This window comes from Aeromonas sp. 6P (genome assembly GCF_051919525.1).
In the GTDB taxonomy this organism is placed as follows: Bacteria; Pseudomonadota; Gammaproteobacteria; order Enterobacterales; family Aeromonadaceae; genus Aeromonas; species Aeromonas veronii.
Map to the genome: position 1 here is coordinate 3,059,990 of NZ_JBQBEO010000002.1, position 14,769 is coordinate 3,074,758.

Here is a 14,769-nt window from a genome sequence, read left to right on the forward strand (position 1 = left end):
GGATGTTCTCCCCTTTTCTGTCTCGATAGGCGGTATGAAAGGTGGCGTCGCCAATCAGCCCATCAGCAGGGCCCGCAGGCTCTCCACATCCAGCCCGCGCACCTCGGACTGGCCACTCAGCAGGCCATCGGCCAGCGCCCGCTTCTCGTCGTGCAGAGCGACGATCTTCTCCTCCACCGTCTGCTCGCACACCAGCCGGTACACGGTCACCGGCTGGGTCTGGCCCATCCGGTGCGCCCGATCGCTCGCCTGATCTTCCACCGCCGGGTTCCACCAGGGATCGAGGTGCAGCACGGTATCGGCCTGGGTGAGGTTGAGGCCGGTCCCCCCCGCCTTGAGGCTGATGAGGAACAGCGGCACCTCCTCATGACGAAAACGCAGGATGGAGTCCTGACGGGACTTGGCGGAGCAGCCCCCATCCAGATAGCAGTAGTCCCAGGACTTCTGCTCGATGCGGGCCCGCAGCAGGCTCAGCAGATCAACGAACTGGCTGAACACCAGCACCCGATGACCGCCGTCGATCGCCTCTTCCAGCAGGGCCATCGCCTCGTCCAGCTTGCTGCTGGTCTGCGACCACTCGGGCATCACCAGCTCCGGCGAGCAGCAGAGACGGCGCAGCCGGGTCAGGCCACTCAGCACATGCATCAAGGCGCGGCCATCGGCGCTTTGCACCTGCTGCACCACTTCCCGCCGGGTCGCCTCGTAGAGCTGGCGCTCTTCGGGGGAGAGGCTGATGTGGTGGATGATCTCGGTCTTGTCCGGCAGCTCAGTCAGCACCTGCTGCTTGAGACGGCGCAGGATGAAGGGGCTGATCACCGCCCGCAGTAAGGCCATGTGCTGGGGATCCTTGACCGCCTTGCCAAAGCGACGCTTGAACTCGCCAAGGCTGCCGAGCAGCCCCGGGTTGATAAAGGTGAAGAGGCTCCACAGCTCCCCCAGATGGTTCTCGATGGGGGTGCCGGAGAGGGCGAGGCGAAAATCGCCGTCGAGCTGGAACAACAGCTTGGCACGCTGGGTACCGGCGTTTTTGATCTGCTGGGCCTCATCGAGCACCATGCTGGACCAGCGACGGGACTTGAGCGCCTCCGCCAGGCTGCCAAGCATGCCGTAGTTGATGAGGATCACCTGACCGGCCTTGGCCTCGCGAATAATCCCCTCCCGCTCGGCCGGATTCTCGAACACCACCACATCCAGTTCGGGGGCGAAACGGGTCACCTCCTCCTGCCAGTTGGTGACCACTGACTTGGGCACCACCACCAGCGCAGGGCCAAGGTGCTGGCGCATCCGCAGCACGATAAGCGCCTGCAGCGTCTTGCCCAGACCCATGTCATCGGCCAGACAGGCACCAAAACCGTGATGGGCCAGGGTCGCCATCCAGCGCACCCCCTCTTTCTGATAGTCTCGCAGGGAGGTGAGCAACTCATCAGGGCAATCGACCTCCTGCTGCCACTCCTGCTGCAGGGATTGCCACGCCGCATCCCCTTCGGTGGTAATGACCGAGAGCAGGCGAGTGAGCGGATAGGCCAGCTTGTTGTTGATGCGCTGCTCTTCATCGAGCATGGCCCCCAGCATGGTGAGCCGCTCCACCAGCTTGTCGCTCAGCATCAGGCTGGTCTTCTCGTCGAGCTGAACGGTGCGCTGCCCCGGGGTCATCTGGCGCAGAATAAGGCGCAAGTCGAGGATCTGGTGCTCATCGAGCGCCAGCGCCCCTTCGACCTGGAACCAGTCCTGCCGCCGCTCGATGCGCAGGCTGAGGGCAGCTTCATCGAGGCTCTTGAGGCGGGCGCTGTCCTGATGCCAGTGAATGACCACGCCGGCATCCACCAGCTCGGGCAGGGCATTGACCAGCGCCAGCGCCTGTTCCCCCTGCAGCAGCCACTCGCTGCCGGGCAGGCCGATGGGCAATTGATTGCGCAGCAACTGGGCCTGCAGCTTCTCGGCCGCGAGATCCCGCTGCCAGTAGTGATACGCCTTGATCCCCTGCCGCACGATCGCCTCCCCCTTGCCAAGGGGCTGGGGCGGCAGATCCTCAAAACGGGTCACCAGCTTGACCGACAGCTGACCATCCTGCCAATCCAGTTGCACCGAAGGAATGCCCGGCCAGGGAGCCAGTTCGGCGTTGCCGCTAAGCCCCGCAACCTGACTATGCCAGGGCAGCTCGGGAATGGCGTCCAGGGTGCGTTGCAGCTCGGCCAGCCCCTCGGCGGGCAGCAGCGGGATGGATTCGAGCGCTGGCAAGCGGTCGAGCAGCGGCTGCGGGGTGAGGATAAGCTGCCACAGGTCCTGCGCCAGCGGCATGATATGGGCCCCGCGGGCGGCCGCATCGGGGCAGAGCTGCGCGCTCATCCCCTGCTCGGTGGCCACCACCTGCAGCAGGGGGGCGCTGATGGCCAGTTGCAGCTTTTGCCCCTTGGCGTTGAACAAACGGGGATGATCGGCCAGCGGCGCCCAGACATCCCGCGGCAGTCGTCCCATCACCCGTGGCAGGGTGCGAACCAGTGCCCAGTCGTGCTCATCGAGCATGGCGGCATACTGGGTAGAGAGCAGGGCCGGATCGACCCGGCGACCGGCGGTCCACTCCCCCTTGGTGCTCAGCTTCTGGATCTTGCACTCCAGCTCGGGGCCGTCGGCATGGAGCAGCACACCAACCGCTCCTGCGGCTTGCGCACGCCACTGGAGCGTCCCAGCCCCTGCAACCAGTTGAGCCAGCTGGCAGAGGCCGCGGTTTTATCCTCGTCCCCGTCATCATCCTGCTCGTCACTGCCCTCTTGCGCCCTCTCCTCACTGCCGCGCAGTTGGCACAGGGGCGCCCCTTTGGCCGCCTCGCCCAACAAGATGCGCAGCAGATCCTGACAAAAGGCCATCAGGCGATGATGGGGCTCGGCATCGAGCAGATGGGAGAGATCCCACTTGTGCAACATGGCCACCTGCGGGCTCTGGGCACCGTGACGGGCCAGCGCGCAGAGATCGAGCCAGAGATAGCCCCAGTGGAGCTCCTCCACCGGCAGTTGCAGGGTATCGAACAGGCCGACCGCCTGACCGTGTCGATCGCCCGCCCACTGGCTTAGCAGGTCGGCAAGCAGGGGGAACTGGCCAGTCAGACTGCGCTGCCACTTCTTGCGCTGTTCGCTGGCGATGACGGGATCGGCCTGTTGCAACCAGCCCAGCCAGAGCAGGGCGCTGAATGAACGGGGCCACTGGCCCGCTTCACCCTCATCGGTTGCCTGCCACTGGCCCAGCGCGGTGAGCAGTCGCTCGCCAAGCGGGCCGCTCTGGCTCTGTTGGGCCAGCGCCTGCAGGGCTGGCCAGCCGGGGGCGGCATCCTTGTCCTCGCCGGTTGGCGAGGTGCTCTCGCCATCCCCGCAGAGCCAGCGCCACTCCGCCTCGAACGCTTTGGCCCTGGCCTGCACCTCGGGGGCGCAGCGCACCAGCGCATTGGCCAGCGGCCAGCGCTCTTCATAGGGGGCATCGAGCAAGAGTTGCAGCGAGAAGTGCTCCAGCAGCAGTTGCTGCCAGGCGGGGCTGGAGCCCGCCAGCAACTGGTGAGCGTCCGGGGTATCGAGCAGGGTCAGCAGATCGCTGGCCGAGAAATAGGTCGGGATCTCCCCCGCCTTGCCGCGGCAGAGCTCGCGCACCACCGCATGGGTGAGATCCTGCCCGGTCAATGAGGGCACCCGGCTCCAGTCCGGCGCCGGGCAGAGACCGGCACGCACCCCCAGGATCAGCGCCAGCGTCCCCTCGGCGGTCAGGCTCCACTGCTGCTCCCCGCGCAATCTGACCAGCCCCGCATCCTGCAGTCGGGTCAGTTTATCGATCAGGGCATGGCCTATCGCCAGTTGTTCTTGCAGCAAACGGGTACTGGCAACGCGCTGCAATTGCAGGGTGGCGAGCAGGGCATAACTATCCGAAGAGAGGGTGGACGCAGACATCAAGACTCACGGGCAAGTGCAAAAGCGGAATTTTAACGGTAAAGCGCCAGCGGCTCGACCCTTTACCGTGAAATAACTCAAAAAAAAACGGCCATCCATGATGACCGTCGAAAGTAACGAAGGAAATAGCCGGATCATCCGGTTACCTCCCACAGCGGGAAAATCGGGAGCGCTAGCCCCTAATTCGTGGAGCCAATGCTAGAGGTTGGCGCCCGAAAAAGCTTTGAAGCGGATCACAGTTGAAAAGGATTTCTGAAAACGGTTTCAATTTTTAGCGGCAAAAAATCATGATTTCGCGCCAAATGAGCCATGTCCCAACCCCTCCTGCTCACCCGGCACAAGCGGTAGAACCCCCTATAACGGTCGCTTGTCGAACGCCCCTGTGCGGGCAGCTGTCAGCTGTGAACCTGTCGCCCCCAGGCTAGATTTCAGGGCCACCGGACATGGCCGAGATGGGCCAGGAGAGCACGAATCGGCTCCCTCCCCGTCCGGTAGCTAGGCAAACCGCGCTGCCACCGTGCGCCTCGGCAATCGCCTTGACCACGGCGAGTCCGAGTCCGCTGCCGCCGCTCTTGCGCGAGCGTGACGGATCTCCCCGACGAAACGCATCGAAGATACAGGCGGCGATCTCCTCGCTGATGCCTGGCCCCTCATCTTCCACACTCAGGACACACACTCTCTCCGAGCGATGCAGCCGCACGGTCAGCAGGCCAGGCAGCGCGTGCTTCTGGGCATTTTCCAACAGCGCCATCAGAGCCTGACGGATACGAAACAGATCGCAGCAGACATGAAGTTCGCTATCCAGCTCCCGCTGCAACACAAATCCGCTCGCCGCCAGAGGGCTGGCAAACGCCTCAAGCACCACGGCAAGCTCGTCGGCCAGCCTGACCTCGGCCCGCTGCAACTCCAGATGGCCGCTGTCGTTGAGGCTCAATACCCGCAAATCCTCGATCAGGTGATTGAGCCCCTCCACCTGACGCAGCAATCCCTCGAAGAGTTCGCTGCTGGGAGGAAATACCCCTTCGGCCAGCCCCTGCAAACGGCCGCGCAAAATGGTGACGGGAGTGCGCAATTCGTGGGCGATGGCGGCATTCCAGAACTCCCGCTCGCGGGTCATGCTCTGCAGCCGCTCGGCCATGGCGTTGAAGTCGCGCACCAGTTGAGCCGTCTCCCCGATCGCATGCTCATCCTCCGGCACGCGGGCATCGAGTTTGCCCTCGGCCACCTCGCGCAGGCTGGTTGCCACCGAGTTGAGGGGAGTCAGGATGCGGCGAGAGAGGCGAACCGCCACGTACAGCGCCATCCCCAATGCAATGAGAATGGTGGAGCCGATCCATAACATCTCGACTCTGGAGGGCACCCAGGTCTCGGAGATGCTGCCCGGCACAAACGCCACGGCGATGCCATAAAACACATAGGTGCCGATCACCGCGAGGGAGATGATACCAAGCGTCATCAGCCCCAGGGAGCGGATGATCTGCCTGCGAAGGCCGGGCGCCGATTTCATGCATCGCCCCCGAAGCGATAGCCAACCCCCCAGACACTGGCGGGGACCCCCTGAATGCCGTGTGTCTCCAGTTTTTTGCGCAACTTGCTGATGTGGCTATCCACAGTGCGCTCCTGGGTATCCCCCTCCGGCAGGCAGTGGGTCAGCAGTTCGGCGCGGCTGAACACCCGTTTCGGCGCCCGCATCAAAGAGGCGAGCAACTTGAACTCGGTCAGGGTCAGCTCCAGCACCTGCTGCTGGTCATCGCGGAAAATGCTGGCCTCGTGGCTCTCCAGATCGATCTGAAACAGGCCGACCCGCAGCACGTTCGCCGTGGCAGGCTTTACGGCCCGGGTACGCCTGAGCACGGCCTGCACTCGCGCCACCACTTCGGCCGGATTGAAGGGTTTGACCACATAGTCATCCGCCCCCATGCGCAGCCCCGTCAGCTTGTCGAGATCCTGATCGAGGGCGGTCAGCATGATCACCGGCGTGTCGCCACGCGCCCGGATCTCGCTGAGCACCTGCCAGCCATCCAGTTGCGGCATCTGCACATCCAGCAGCAGGAGGTCGGGTTTGAATGCCTGATGCATGGCCAGCGCTTCACGGCCATCGGCGGCGTGCAGGGAGCGCAAGCCATGACGTTGCAGGTAAGCGGCGAGGATGTCGGCGATCTCGGCTTCATCCTCTGCAATCAGTACCAGTGACTGGCCCGCCGGGCTGGCGGAAGCATTGAGATGGGACATAGTCGGACTCGAAAAAAGGTGGCGTTGAACTTTATCATCGCCTCCATGGATTCTCCACAAAGCCTCGAATCATTCGCAATAGCCCCTCGCCATAATGGCCGCTCGATGCACTCTCCGGTCACATCACACCGGAGAGACGGTTTAACGAGGTGAGTGGATGATGTTTGTAAAACAGCGGTATGCGGGCGCCCTGCTCGCCGTCATTGCCGCATTCGGGTTGGCGGGGTGCGACGCTGCGCCGCAAGAGCAGGAGGCACCCGCCCCGCCTCAGGTATCGGTGCTGACTCTGACTGGTCGGGAGCTTGTCATCAGCGAGGATCTGCCCGCCCGGGTGGCGGCACTGCGCAGCGCCGACATTCGCGCCCAGATCAGCGGCATCGTACAGCGCCGCCTGTTCGAGCAGGGCGCCGAGATCAGCGCAGGCACAGTGCTGTTCCAGATAAACCCGGCCCCCTTCAAGGCCGATGTCGACAGCGCCGCCGCCGCATTGCAACGGGCCGAGGCCGTGCTGGCCCGCGCCCGCATCCAGATTGACCGCCTGAAGCCGCTGCTGCGCACCGACGCCATCAGCCGCCAGACCTATGACGATGCGATCTCCCAGCGGGATCAGGCGGCCGCCGATGTAGCCCAGGCCAGGGCGACTCTGGCCCGGCACCAGCTGAACCTGCAATTTGCCAGCGTGGAGGCCCCCATCGCCGGACGTATCGATCAGGCGCTGGTGAGTGAAGGGGCTCTGGTGTCGCCAATCGATGCCACCCCCATGGCCCGGATCCAGCAGATTGATCAGGTCTACGTCGATGTGCGTCAACCGGCCTCTGTGCTGGAATCCCTGCACCAACAGGCTGGCTCAACGGCACCGGAACTGACGGTGGAGATCCTCGGCAGCAATGGGACGCCACTGGGAATGCAGGGGCACATCCTCTTCTCCGGTATCGAGGTCGATGCCGGAACCGGCGACGTGCTGCTGCGGGTGCTGGTGGATAACCCTGAGCGGCGGCTGTTGCCCGGCCTCTATGTGCAGGCGCGCATCCCCCGTGCCCGCTATGCCAACGCCCTGACCGTGCCCCAGCAGGCGGTAGTTCGCACATCGGGTCAGACCAGCGTGTGGGTGGTGGATGGCCAGGGGCAGGCACAGCTGGTTCCGGTCAACACCGCTGAACTGGTGAATAGCCAGTACCGCATCGCATCCGGGCTCAGTGCCGGGCAACAGGTGGTGATCGAAGGGATCGACCGTCTGACCCCGGGGGTTCAGGTCACAGCTTCCCCCTGGCAACCACCCGCTGTCAGCCAACCGGCTGACGGTGGCATTCGCTGAATCGGAGAGTTATCCATGCCGCAGTTTTTTATCCATCGTCCGGTGTTTGCCTGGGTGCTCGCCCTGTTCATCGTGCTGGCAGGGGTCATCGCCATCCCCAAGCTCCCCATCTCCCGCTATCCCTCGGTGGCGCCGGTGTCGGTGACCCTCTATGCCACCTATCCGGGCGCCACGCCACAGACCCTGAACGATGCGGTGGTGAGCCTTATCGAGCGCGAGCTGTCGGGAGTGAAGAACCTGCTCTACTTCGAGTCGTCGGTGGACGCCTCGGGCAGCGCGCAGATCACTGCCATCTTCAAGCCGGGCACCGATCCGGAGCTGGCCCAGATGGACGTGCAAAACCGCATCAAGGCGGTCGAACCTCGCTTGCCACAAGCAGTGCGGCAAACCGGCCTGCAGGTGGAGTCCGCCTCATCCGGCTTTCTGATGATGGTCGGCATGACCTCACCGGATGGCCGCTTCGATGAGGTTGCCCTCAACGACTACATGGCACGCAATATTGTGCAGGAGCTGCGCCGCATCGACGGGGTAGGACGAGTGCAACTGTTCGGCGCCGAGCAGGCCATGCGCATCTGGGTAGATCCGGCCAAACTCGCCGCCTACGGGCTGACCATCAGCGAGGTGGCGCAGGCCATCGAGCAGCAGAACATCCAGATTGCACCGGGGCGCCTCGGCGACGAACCCGCCCTGCCTGGCCAGCGCCTGACGGTTCCCCTCACGGTTCAAGGCCAACTGACGACCCCCGAGGCATTCGCCGCCATCGTGCTGCGAGCCGGTGGCGATGGCGCCAAGCTGGTGCTGGGTGATGTCGCTCGGGTCGAGCTGGGGGCGCAATCCTACGCCTTTTCCAACCGGGAGAACGGCGTGGCCGCCACCAGCGCCGCCATCCAGCTCTCCCCCGGCGCCAACGCCGTGCGTACCGCAGATGCGGTGCGCACCCGTCTCGCCCAGCTCGCCCCCACCCTGCCGGCGGGCATGGCCTATTCGATCCCGTTTGACTCGGCCCCCTTCGTCAAGGTCTCCATCGAAAAGGTGATCCACACCCTGCTGGAAGCCATGGTGCTGGTGTTTCTGGTGATGTTTCTCTTCCTGCAGAACCTGCGCTACACCCTGATCCCGGCCATCGTCGCCCCCATCGCTCTGCTTGGCACCTTCGCGGTGATGCTGCTGGCCGGTTTTTCGATCAACTCCCTCACCATGTTCGGCATGGTGCTGGCCATCGGCATCATAGTCGACGACGCCATCGTGGTGGTGGAGAACGTCGAGCGCCTGATGGCCACCCGGGGGCTGTCGCCCCGTGAGGCGACCTCGCAGGCCATGAAGGAGATCACCGGGGCGGTGATCGGCATCACCCTGGTGCTCACGGCGGTATTCCTCCCCATGGCGTTTGGCAGCGGCTCAGTGGGGGTCATCTACCAGCAGTTCACCCTGTCGATGGCGGTGTCGATCCTGATTTCGGCCTTCCTCGCCCTGACCCTGACGCCTGCACTCTGCGCCACCCTGCTGCGTCCGGTCAGTCCGGATCATCATGAGAGGCGCGGCTTCTTCGGTGCCTTCAACCGGGGTTTCGAGCGGTTCACGGCAGGCTACGGTGCGCGGGTAACCCGGCTGGTCGGGCGCAGCGGACGGATGATGGCAACCTTTGCCGCCCTCTGCGCCGTGCTGGCCATCGCCGCCGCCCAGCTGCCTTCCTCTTTCCTGCCAGACGAGGATCAGGGCTACTTCATGACCTCCATCCAGCTGCCGACCGGCGCCACCAGCGAGCGTACTCTTGAGGTGGTCAAGGCCTTCGAGGCTCACGTCGCCTCTCGCGAGGCGCTGGACACCAACCTGGTGGTGCAGGGCTTCAGCTTCTCCGGCGCAGGCCCCAATGCCGCCATGGCCTTCACCATGCTCAAAGATTGGGATCAGCGTCATGGCGCCATGGCAGCCGAAGAGGCAGATCTGGCACAAGCAGCCATGGCAAATATTCCTGAAGGCACGGTAATGAGCCTGCTGCCGCCCGCCATCGACGAGCTGGGCACCGCCTCCAGCTTCACCCTGTTCCTGCAAGACAGAGCCAACCGGGGGGAAGCCGCGCTGCTGGCCGCTCAGGCCCAACTGCTGGAACTGGCCGCCAACAGCCAGGTAGTCAGTGATGTGTATCCCGACAATCTGCCTCCCGGCGAGAGCATTCACCTCGAGATCGACCGACAGAAGGCCGAAGCCATGGGACTCTCGTTCGCCAGCGTAAGCAGTACCCTGTCGGCCGCAATGGGGTCGCTCTACGTCAACGACTTCCCCAACGGCGGGCACATGCAGCAGGTCATTCTGCAGGCCGACGCGTCGGCGCGCATGCAGCTCGATGACGTGCTCGGCCTGCGGGTGCGCAATGCCAGCGGCGGCATGGTCCCCTTGCGGGAGGTGGTGACACCGGAATGGCGCGAATCGCCGCAACAGATGATGCGCTTCGATGGCTTCCCTGCCGTGCGTATTGCCGGGGGGGCTGCGCCCGGCATATCCAGCGGAGCGGCGATGGCGGAGATGGAGCGCCTGGTGGCGCAATTGCCGCCAGGCTTCGCATTGGCCTGGACGGGACAGTCGTTGCAAGAGCGCCAGTCGGCCGAGCAGGCCCCTCTGCTGATGCTGTTGTCGGCGCTGGTGGTCTTCCTGGTGCTGGCGGCACTCTATGAAAGCTGGTCGATCCCGCTCTCGGTGATGCTGGTGGTGCCGCTGGGCATGCTCGGTGCCGTCGCGGCCGTGATGCTGCGCGGCATGCCCAACGACGTCTTATTTAAAGTAGGCATGATCACCATCATCGGTCTGTCGGCCAAGAATGCCATCCTCATCGTGGAGTTTGCGCGCCAGTTGCAGAGCGAAGGGCGCTCACTGCTTGATGCAGCTGTCACTGCTGCCCGCCTACGCCTGCGCCCCATTCTGATGACGTCACTGGCCTTCACCCTCGGGGTGGTGCCCTTGATGCTCGCCAGTGGCGCCAGCGCGGAGACCCAGCACGCCATCGGCACCGGCGTGTTTGGCGGCATGATCAGCGGCACCCTGCTGGCTATCTTCTTCGTACCGGTCTTCTTCGTCTTCGTCATCGGTACCCAGGCGCGCATTCAAGCCTGGCGGGCACGGCGAGCATCCAACAGCATTCATCCGGATCGATGACCACAGATACACTGGCGGCCGGATAGTCCCTCAGCACATCACCAAAAGAAAAAGCCCAACCTGCTAAACAGGTTGGGCTTGGTATGTGGCGGAGAGACAGGGATTCGAACCCTGGGTGGCATTTCTGCCACAATTGATTTCGAGTCAATCCCGTTCGGCCACTCCGGCATCTCTCCGTGGGGAGAGATTTTTACCCAAGCTGGGCCGAGGATGCAATAAAAATTTCTTAGATATCAAATGGCTGAATCAGATATCTGGGAGCAGGCTCACAATGCGGCGCGTGATGTTCGCGTTGCGAGGCCGCCCTGTATAGCCCTGTGTCCACCCGCTCACACACCCGGCCATTATCCATATCGTGATATTAACCCATTGCCATGAGGCGTCTCTTTTTCCTGCTTGGCGCTCAAATTTATGGGTGATGCCGATTTTGGCAGGTTTCCTATGTATCCCCACATCATTGCGAGTGCGCGGCAAGCTGGTAATCATGGGCTGATTGAGGAACAATCGCGCCATCCTGGCGGCTGTGTTGATGATGTTCCGCCCCGATTGAACTGATGGATCTTCTTATGCGATTGCCGAAACTCAAGCCCCTACCCTTAACGCCCGCCCTTTCCATGCTGCTGGCAGCGATCCTGCTCTGCGCGGCGCCGGCAGAGGCCAAACGCTACCAGCTGCCACCTGCCGGGAGTCGCCTCATCGGTGAGCTGGAGGATTACATCATCCAGCAGAATGAACATCTGGAACTGGTTGGCAAAAATACGCAAATTGGATTTTTGGCGCTGCTTGAGGCAAATCCGGGTGTAGATCCCTATTTACCCAAGCCGGGTACCCGCTTGACGCTGCCCACCCAGATGCTGCTGCCAGATGTGCCTCGCGAGGGGATCGTCATCAATCTGCCAGAACTGCGCCTCTACTACTTCCCCCAAGGGAAGAGCGAGGTCATCGTGCTGCCCATCGGGATCGGTGATATCGGCCGTGAGACACCCGAGATGACCACCACGGTCATCGAGAAGAATCCCAACCCGACCTGGGTGCCCGGCCCCATGGTGCGCAAATCCTGGCTGGAGCAAAAAGGGATCACCCTGCCCGCCGTAGTGCCCCCCGGCCCGGAGAATCCCCTCGGCAAGTTCGCCATGCGCCTTGGCTATGGCAAGCGCGACTACCTGATCCACGGCACCAACAAGGATTTTGGCGTCGGTCTGCGGGTGAGTGCAGGCTGCATCCGGCTGCGACCTGACGATATCGAGGCCCTGTTCAAGATTGTGCCGATCGGCACGCCGGTGCGGGTCATTAATCAACCGGTCAAGGTAGCCATCGAACCGGATGGTCGCCGCTGGCTGGAGGTACACTCCCCGCTCTCCCGCACCGAAGAGGAGCTTGAAAATGGCGCCCCGCTGATGCTATCACCGGCCGTAGAAAGCTTTATCAGCGCACCTGATGTGATGCAGGATGAGGTGACGGCGGCGCTGGAGAGCAAAAATGGCCTGCCCCGCCCCATCAGCAGCCAACTTGTCAGTGGCTAAGTCACCAGCGCCCGAGTCACACCGGAGTCACCTTACCTCATGAAATTCCTGCCCCTCCTACTCCTGTTGGCCTGTCACTCCTTGTGGGCCAAAGACATTCTCTGGATGAACAATGGCGATCGTCTGACCGGTACCATCGAAGAGATTGGCGATGAGTCGGTACGCATCTCTTTGCCCTATACCGGTGCCGTTACCGTCAAGCGGGATGCCATCAAGCGCTGGCGACTAGAGCATCAGGATAAACCCAAGGCGACCGCCAAAGGTGGATTCACCCTGTTCAAGGATGAGCAGGATGAACGCAAGGCCTGGCTCTGGACCGGTAGTGGCGATCTCAACATCAAGCTCAAACACAAGGACAAGCACACCAACAACGTCAACTTCAAGGGCAAGACCGAGTTGGCCAATCTGGACTGGCGCTACAGCTTCTCCGGAGAGTACTCCTACGAAACGTCTGACAGCGTCACCGATAACCACGACTACAAACTGAACCCGACCATTGACTACTTTTTCGATCAGCAGTGGTTTTTGCGCAGCTCGCTCAATGCCGAATATGACATGCTGGAAAGCAACTACCTCAGCCTCGACTATGGTACCGGGCCGGGTTACCGCTTCTGGAACGAGAAGCGCCGTCGGCTGGAGTTCGTAGCACAAGGGGGTCTGCGCAAGGCCTACTTCAGAGAAGAGAGCGGGATTGGGTTGCTCTTCAAAGGCAACCGGATCATCGACTACCCCTTTGCCAGCATGAACTGGGATTATCGCCAACCCATCCCGATATGGCGGGAAAAACTGGAGCTGTTCAGTCAGGGGCGCTATCTGCTCTATCTGGATCAACCCTCCCCCTATATCACTCTGAATCGAGATGTGGCTGGCAGCGTGGGCTTGCGCTACTACTTCAACGACCACCTGCGCCTCTCCTGGTCGAGCGAGATGGAGTGGGAAGATGGCGAAGTGCATTTCGTCGGTCTCGAGCAAAAGTACAAAGAGACCGAATTCAGGCACCTGCTCAATCTGGGCGCCAGTTTCTGAGTCAACTGCAAACAGAAAGAGGAGCCAAGTCGGCTCCTCTTTCTGTTTTGGTCATCACCTGCCATGGCACTTCTCCGATGATGGAGCAGGCAACAGATGAGAAACCGGCCGTACGCTCAGATCAGTCCCCAAGCGGCAATCTGGTAGATCCACACCATCGCCAGCAGGGTGCCAACCAACCCCATGATGACGCCGATGCGCACCATCTGGTGACTCTCCACCAGACCGGTGGCGTGGGCCAGCGCATTGGGCGGGGTACTGATGGGCAACGACATCCCGAGCGAAACCGAAATGGTGACCGCCAGGATCAGGGTGTGACTGCCGCCCCACTCTACCAGCTCCGGCATGCTGACCGCCAGCGCTGCCACCAGTGGCAGCAACAGATTGGCGGTTGCGGTGTTGGACATAAAGTTGGCCATCACCACTGCCAGCAGACAGGCGCCGATCAGCACCGCCAGCGTGGAGTATTCGTGGAACGGAATATGGGTGATTAGCCGCTCGGCCAACCCGGAGTCCTCCAGCGCCAGCCCCAGCGCGATACCGCCCGAGACCAGCCAGAGCACATCGAGAGAGATCTTGTGCAGATCGTCCTTGGTGATGATGCCGGTGGTCAGGAACACAGCTACCGGGATCATGGCGACCACGTAGGAACTCATGCCATGCAGATCCCCCAGCAGCCAGAGCACTATGGTGGTGATAAAGGTGAGGTAGACCACCCAGGCGCGGGGGGTCTGCATAAAGCGCCCCTCAATCTTGAGATCCATCCGCTTGAGGGTGCTCGGGAAGAAGCGCCCCAGCAGGAACCAGCCAAGCAGCAACAACAGCACCACAAAGGGCACCGCAAATCCCATCCACTGGCCGAACGAGATGGCATGCTCGCCGGTCAGGTATTTGAGGGCCACTGCGTTGGGCGGAGTGCCGATGGGAGTGCCGATCCCGCCGAGGTTGGCCGCCAGCGGAATGGCCAGCACAAAGCCGATTTTGGCCGGGTCCTTGTCGGGGAACGCCGCCAGCACCGGGGTAAGGATGGCCAGCATCATGGCGGTGGTGGCGGTATTGCTCATAAACATGGAGAAGGTGGCGGTGATCAACATCAGCCCCAGCATGACGATCCGGGGATCCTGACCAAACGGGCGCAGCAACACCCGCGCCAGATTGACGTCCAGATGGTACTTGGTCGCCGCAATGGCGAGGAAAAAACCACCGAGAAACAGCATGATAACCGGCGAGGCAAAGGTCGCCATCACCTCGGTGGACTTGAGCAGCTCACCAAACCCCGGTTCAGCCTTGTCGGCAGTCATGAACCAGAGCCCCTTGTCGGAGAGCAGCAGCAGCTCCAGCACGATGATCAGCACCGAGGTAGCAAAGATAGGGATGGGCTCCAGGATCCAGCAGAGGGCGGCCAGCACGAAAATGGCCACGACCCGCTGCTCGATGACGGTGATCCCCTCCAGCGGGATCCAGTGGGTCGGGATCAGCAGGATGGTGAGGCTCAGCAGCAGTGGCAGAATAATCTTGTTATTGATGGGCACTATTGTCTCCAGGATCGGGAGTAAGAAACCAATAGTGGCATAACATGCTATCGCCTCACGCG

Annotated in this window: 7 protein-coding genes, 1 tRNA gene and 1 pseudogene; 4 read left to right on the forward strand and 5 right to left on the reverse strand. The window is 62.4% G+C overall.

What is annotated here, in order from left to right:
- Window positions 1-54: 54 nt before the first annotated feature.
- The 3 genes and pseudogenes from ACTG2J_RS14105 to ACTG2J_RS14115 form a co-directional block, all read right to left on the reverse strand.
- Window positions 55-3,929: pseudogene (locus ACTG2J_RS14105) on the reverse strand (SNF2-related protein).
- A gap of 421 nt (window positions 3,930-4,350) precedes the next feature.
- Complete coding sequence (locus ACTG2J_RS14110; RefSeq protein ID WP_439997618.1) at window positions 4,351-5,436, reverse strand: ATP-binding protein; 1,086 nt, start codon at window positions 5,434-5,436, stop codon at window positions 4,351-4,353.
- The gene (locus tag ACTG2J_RS14115) at window positions 5,433-6,161 is read right to left on the reverse strand and encodes a response regulator (RefSeq protein WP_439997619.1); all 729 of its coding nucleotides are present in this window, start codon (window positions 6,159-6,161) and stop codon (window positions 5,433-5,435) included. Before ACTG2J_RS14115 ends, ACTG2J_RS14110 begins: the two co-directional genes overlap by 4 nt.
- 157 nt (window positions 6,162-6,318) lie before the next feature.
- Between ACTG2J_RS14115 and ACTG2J_RS14120 the strand changes: the two genes are divergently transcribed.
- Window positions 6,319-7,476, forward strand: a complete 1,158-nt coding sequence (locus ACTG2J_RS14120) for an efflux RND transporter periplasmic adaptor subunit (RefSeq protein ID WP_439997620.1) — start codon at window positions 6,319-6,321, stop codon at window positions 7,474-7,476.
- A 15-nt stretch (window positions 7,477-7,491) separates the two neighbouring features.
- On the forward strand, window positions 7,492-10,626 hold the full coding sequence (locus ACTG2J_RS14125) for a multidrug efflux RND transporter permease subunit (RefSeq protein ID WP_439997621.1): 3,135 nt from the start codon (window positions 7,492-7,494) through the stop codon (window positions 10,624-10,626).
- 86 nt (window positions 10,627-10,712) lie between these two features.
- Here ACTG2J_RS14125 and ACTG2J_RS14130 read toward each other — a convergent pair.
- Window positions 10,713-10,802 (reverse strand) — tRNA-Ser (locus ACTG2J_RS14130).
- 438 nt (window positions 10,803-11,240) lie between these two features.
- Here ACTG2J_RS14130 and ACTG2J_RS14135 point away from each other — a divergent pair.
- Window positions 11,241-12,149, forward strand: a complete 909-nt coding sequence (locus tag ACTG2J_RS14135; protein WP_234923082.1) for a L,D-transpeptidase family protein — start codon at window positions 11,241-11,243, stop codon at window positions 12,147-12,149.
- A gap of 39 nt (window positions 12,150-12,188) precedes the next feature.
- Window positions 12,189-13,175, forward strand: a complete 987-nt coding sequence (locus ACTG2J_RS14140) for a DUF481 domain-containing protein (protein WP_113739163.1) — start codon at window positions 12,189-12,191, stop codon at window positions 13,173-13,175.
- A gap of 116 nt (window positions 13,176-13,291) precedes the next feature.
- Here ACTG2J_RS14140 and ACTG2J_RS14145 read toward each other — a convergent pair whose 3' ends face one another.
- Window positions 13,292-14,707: an SLC13 family permease gene (locus ACTG2J_RS14145; RefSeq protein ID WP_113739162.1), complete on the reverse strand. Its 1,416-nt coding sequence runs from the start codon at window positions 14,705-14,707 to the stop codon at window positions 13,292-13,294.
- Between the last annotated feature and the right edge of the window lie 62 nt (window positions 14,708-14,769).

What these genes read in the sequence shown, in the direction of transcription:
- ACTG2J_RS14110 (WP_439997618.1), bottom strand. Translation starts at nt 5,436, where the DNA reads ATGAAATCGGCGCCCGGCCTTCGCAGGCAGATCATCCGCTCCCTGGGG.
- ACTG2J_RS14115 (WP_439997619.1), bottom strand. Translation starts at nt 6,161, where the DNA reads ATGTCCCATCTCAATGCTTCCGCCAGCCCGGCGGGCCAGTCACTGGTA.
- ACTG2J_RS14120 (WP_439997620.1), top strand. Translation starts at nt 6,319, where the DNA reads ATGATGTTTGTAAAACAGCGGTATGCGGGCGCCCTGCTCGCCGTCATT.
- ACTG2J_RS14125 (WP_439997621.1), top strand. Translation starts at nt 7,492, where the DNA reads ATGCCGCAGTTTTTTATCCATCGTCCGGTGTTTGCCTGGGTGCTCGCC.
- ACTG2J_RS14135 (WP_234923082.1), top strand. Translation starts at nt 11,241, where the DNA reads ATGCTGCTGGCAGCGATCCTGCTCTGCGCGGCGCCGGCAGAGGCCAAA.
- ACTG2J_RS14140 (WP_113739163.1), top strand. Translation starts at nt 12,189, where the DNA reads ATGAAATTCCTGCCCCTCCTACTCCTGTTGGCCTGTCACTCCTTGTGG.